Genomic DNA, 3,761 nt, shown 5'->3' on the forward strand with positions numbered 1-3,761 from the left:
AGGCGCAAGCGCGCGCGCGCGGCCGAACACCACGTTCCCCGATCCGGCCAGTCCCTCGCGCGGACCGAACACTCCGGCTGCTCCTTTCCTGCGCCCGGCCGCGATGATCCGCCGGGAAAGCTCGCCTCAGCCCTGCACCCTCAAGGTAAATACCGCGTTAAACTCTCGTCGGGCGCGGATCACCGGCGGCGGATTATCTGGCAGGGCAGGGATACCGGTTGCGGAACAGGTCGGCCACCGCCGTCGCCACCGTGGTCTGGCCGCGCGCGCCGACGGGGTAGGTCCGCATCTGGCCGATCACGTCATCGCTGTTGAACGGCGCGCGGCCGGCGGGCGGGCAACTGCTGGGGCGGCCGGCGGCCTGTTCCCCGCGCAGGCGCGAGCGATAGGCCTGCGCGGCCCCGGTCACTTCGCCCTTGAGCAGCGAATAGTCCGACGACATCAGCGCCAGCGGCCCCCTGGAGCGCAGCGCATCGGCCTTGGCCAGAAACGTGGCCACGGTCATGTCGCCCGGCGCGGCCGCCACGGGCATGGCAAGGCTCAGCAGGCCGGCTGTGGCGGCAATGGCGATAGGCTTCATGGCTCCCGTCCCTTTCCTTGTGCGGCCGCCTCATCGGGTTCGGCGCAAATCGACGGCGCGGACGGTAGTCACTCGCGCGGGACTTGGCTATTCCTTCACGCAACGACGGGGGCAGCATGAACGAGAAAGTGCCGGCAAGCGCGGCGGACGATGGCCATACCCACGAAGCCGCGTGCCTGAACTGCGGAACGACGCTGGTCGGCAGCCATTGCCACGCCTGCGGGCAGGCGGCGCACGTCCACCGCACGCTGGGCGCGTTCTTTCACGATCTGCTGCACGGCGTGTTTCATTTCGAGGGCAGGATCTGGCGCACGCTGCCGATGCTGGCGTGGCGGCCAGGCGATCTCACCCGCCGCTATGTCGCGGGGGAGCGCGCGCGCTTCGTCTCCCCGCTGGCGCTGTTCCTGTTCGCCGTGTTCCTGATGTTCGCTGTGATGAAGCAGACCGCCGGAGAAATCACGCCACAGACGAAGATCGACGCCGACGGCAAGGCGCAGGTCGTCGGCAACGGCGAGATCAACGCCGTTTCCAGCGACGTGCCGGTGATCGATCACGCTCTGCAGAAGTTCAAGGCCAACCCCGGCCTCGCGCTCTACAAGGTGCAGACTTACGCCTACAAGTACAGCTGGCTGCTGATCCCGATCTCGGTGCCGTTCGTGTGGCTGCTGTTTCCGTTCAGCCGGCGCTTCCATCTGTACGATCACACCGTGTTCGTGACTTATTCGATCAGTTTCATGACCATTCTGGCCACGGTGCTGATGCTGGCCAGCCTGGCGCATCTGCCGGGGCTGGCAATCGTGGCGCTGCTGGTGCCGCCCCTCCACCTCTACCGGCAGGTGCGCGGAGCCTATGGCGTTTCGCGGTTCGGCGCGCTGTGGCGCACGCTGGCGCTCGGCATCGTCGCCTTTGCCGCGCTGGCGCTGTTCGCCCTGTTCGTTCTGGCCGAAACCGGCGCCTGAGCCTTTCCGAAGCGCGGCGTCAGCAATCCAGCACGTAAGGCCCGATCCCGCGCGCTTCCAGCGCGGCATGGGCATCGGCGGCGCGCGCCAGCGGGAAGCGCCCGCCGATCGCCAGCGGCAGCGCGCCCGAAGCCATGGCATCGAACAGCGCGGCCGATGCCGCGACGAGCTTCTCGCGCGTGCCGACATAGGCCCAGAGGAACGGCCGCGTCAGCGAGAGCGATTTCGCGCCAAGCCGGGAAATGTCGAGCGGCGGGATAGTGCCCGAGGCCTGCCCGTAATTGACCAGGTGCCCGCGCGTCGCCAGCACCGCCAGCGATCCGTCGAACGCATCCTTGCCCACCGCGTCATAGGCCACTTCCACACCCGCACCGCCGGTCAGCTCCATCACGCGGGCGACCACGTCCTCCTCGCGATAGCGGATCACCGCGTCGCAGCCGGCGGCCTCGGCCAGCGCGACCTTCTCCGGCGAACCCGCGGTGCCGATCACAGTTGCGCCGCGCAACTTCGCCATGCGGGCGACCAGCTGGCCCACGCCGCCGCCCGCCGCCTGCACCAGCACGTTCGCGCCGGTGGACACGGGGTGGACATCGGCGACCAGCGCCTGCGCGGTCAGCCCCTTCAGATACCACGCCGCCGCCACGGCATCGTCCACGCCATCGGGCACGGGCACCGCCAGCGCGGCATCGACCACGCGGGCGCGGGCATAGCCGCCATACTTGCGCTCGATATAGGCCACGCGATCGCCCGGCGCGAAACCGGTCACGCCCTCGCCCAGGGCCTCGACCACGCCCACGCCTTCCAGCCCCGGAATGCCGGGCAGCGCCAGCGTGCGGTACGATCCCGAACGGACGTAGATATCGTGGAAGTTCACGCCGGCGGCGGTCTGCCGGACCAGCAGTTCCCCCGGACCGGGGGCCGGCAGCGGCACCTCCTCCAGCACCAGGGCCTCGGGGCCGCCATAGGCGCGGATCACGATCGCTTGGGTGGTCTGGGTCATGGAACGGGCCTCACCATGGGAAGGGAAGGACTGGATTGAGCAGATCCCGCTCATCCTGAGCTTGTCGAAGGACGCGCGATACGGTTCGATCTTGACGCGGTTTACCGTGCGCCGGGCAAGCGCCGCGCGCGTCCTTCGACAGGCTCAGGACTAACGGAGGGCTGGTCGTCGGACCCAAGGCCGCGAGAACGGGACGGCGTATCCGCCTTCACGCCCCCTGCGGCTGCGCCCCCGCACCGCCGCCCGAGAAGCGGCGGCCCGCGCGCGGCACGGCCGACCCTTGCGAGGCGACCGGGCGATAGCTGCCGGCGGGCGCATCGGGCCGGTCGATCTTGCCGGTTTCGAGCAGCACCTTTATCTCGTCGCCGGTCAGCGTCTCGTATTCGAGCAGCGCGTTGGCGAGCAGATGGAGCTTTTCCTCGTTGGTCTTGAGAATATCGACCGCGCGGGCATGTGCCCCATCGACCAGACCCCGAATTTCGCTGTCGATCAGCTTGTTGGTCTCGTCCGACATCATCGTGCGCTGCGTGCCGCCCATGCCGAGATAGCCTTCCTGGCTGTCTTCGTACTGCAGCGGTCCCAGCTTGTCCGACATGCCCCACTTGGTGACCATGCTGCGCGCCAGCGACGTGGCGTACTGGATGTCCGAAGAGGCACCCGAGGAGACCTTGTCGTAGCCGAAGATGATCTCTTCGGCCACGCGGCCGCCCATCGAGACCGAGAGGTTCGCGTGCATCTTGTCGCGGTGGTACGAGTACGAATCGCGCTCGGGCAGGCGCATGACCATGCCCAGCGCACGGCCGCGCGGGATGATCGTGGCCTTGTGGATCGGGTCGCTGGCCGGCTCGTTGACCGAGACGATGGCGTGACCGGCCTCGTGATAGGCGGTCATCTTCTTCTCGTCGTCGGTCATGACCATGCTGCGGCGCTCGGCGCCCATCATGACCTTGTCCTTGGCGTCCTCGAATTCCTGCATGGCGACCAGGCGCTTGTTGCGCCGCGCGGCCAGCAACGCCGCCTCGTTGACGAGGTTGGCGAGGTCCGCGCCCGAGAAACCGGGCGTGCCGCGCGCGATCACGCGGGCGTTGACGTCGGGTGCCAGCGGCACCTTCTTCATGTGAACCGAGAGAATCTTCTCGCGGCCTTCGATATCGGGGATCGGCACCACAACCTGCCGGTCGAAACGGCCGGGGCGCAGCAGCGCCGGATCGAGCACGTCGGG

The 3,761-nt window shown here is 68.3% G+C and carries 4 protein-coding genes; 1 reads left to right on the forward strand and 3 read right to left on the reverse strand.

Going from position 1 to position 3,761, the window contains the following annotated elements; translation table 11 throughout:
• Window positions 1-193 precede the first annotated feature (193 nt).
• A complete protein-coding gene (locus tag B3547_RS10775; RefSeq protein WP_292962960.1) occupies window positions 194-580 on the reverse strand; it encodes a hypothetical protein in 387 nt (128 codons plus the stop codon).
• Between the two features lie 116 nt (window positions 581-696).
• Between B3547_RS10775 and B3547_RS10780 the strand changes: the two genes are divergently transcribed.
• Window positions 697-1,539, forward strand: a complete 843-nt coding sequence (locus B3547_RS10780) for a DUF3667 domain-containing protein (protein WP_292962962.1) — start codon at window positions 697-699, stop codon at window positions 1,537-1,539.
• A 19-nt stretch (window positions 1,540-1,558) separates the two neighbouring features.
• Here the strand turns inward: B3547_RS10780 and B3547_RS10785 are convergent, their stop codons facing one another.
• Complete coding sequence (locus B3547_RS10785) at window positions 1,559-2,539, reverse strand: quinone oxidoreductase family protein (protein WP_292962965.1); 981 nt, start codon at window positions 2,537-2,539, stop codon at window positions 1,559-1,561.
• Window positions 2,540-2,747: 208 nt separating this feature from the next.
• On the reverse strand, window positions 2,748-3,761 hold a 1,014-nt coding region (locus B3547_RS10790), incomplete at its 5' end, for an ATP-dependent metallopeptidase FtsH/Yme1/Tma family protein (RefSeq protein WP_414690542.1).

The sequence above is a fragment of the Novosphingobium sp. UBA1939 genome, assembly GCF_002336885.1.
Lineage (GTDB): Bacteria > Pseudomonadota > Alphaproteobacteria > Sphingomonadales > Sphingomonadaceae > Novosphingobium.

Bases quoted from the DNA above. Each gene is read 5' to 3' on its own strand.
- B3547_RS10785 (WP_292962965.1), bottom strand. From the start codon at position 2,539: ATGACCCAGACCACCCAAGCGATCGTGATCCGCGCCTATGGCGGCCCC.
- B3547_RS10775 (WP_292962960.1), bottom strand. From the start codon at position 580: ATGAAGCCTATCGCCATTGCCGCCACAGCCGGCCTGCTGAGCCTTGCC.
- B3547_RS10780 (WP_292962962.1), top strand. From the start codon at position 697: ATGAACGAGAAAGTGCCGGCAAGCGCGGCGGACGATGGCCATACCCAC.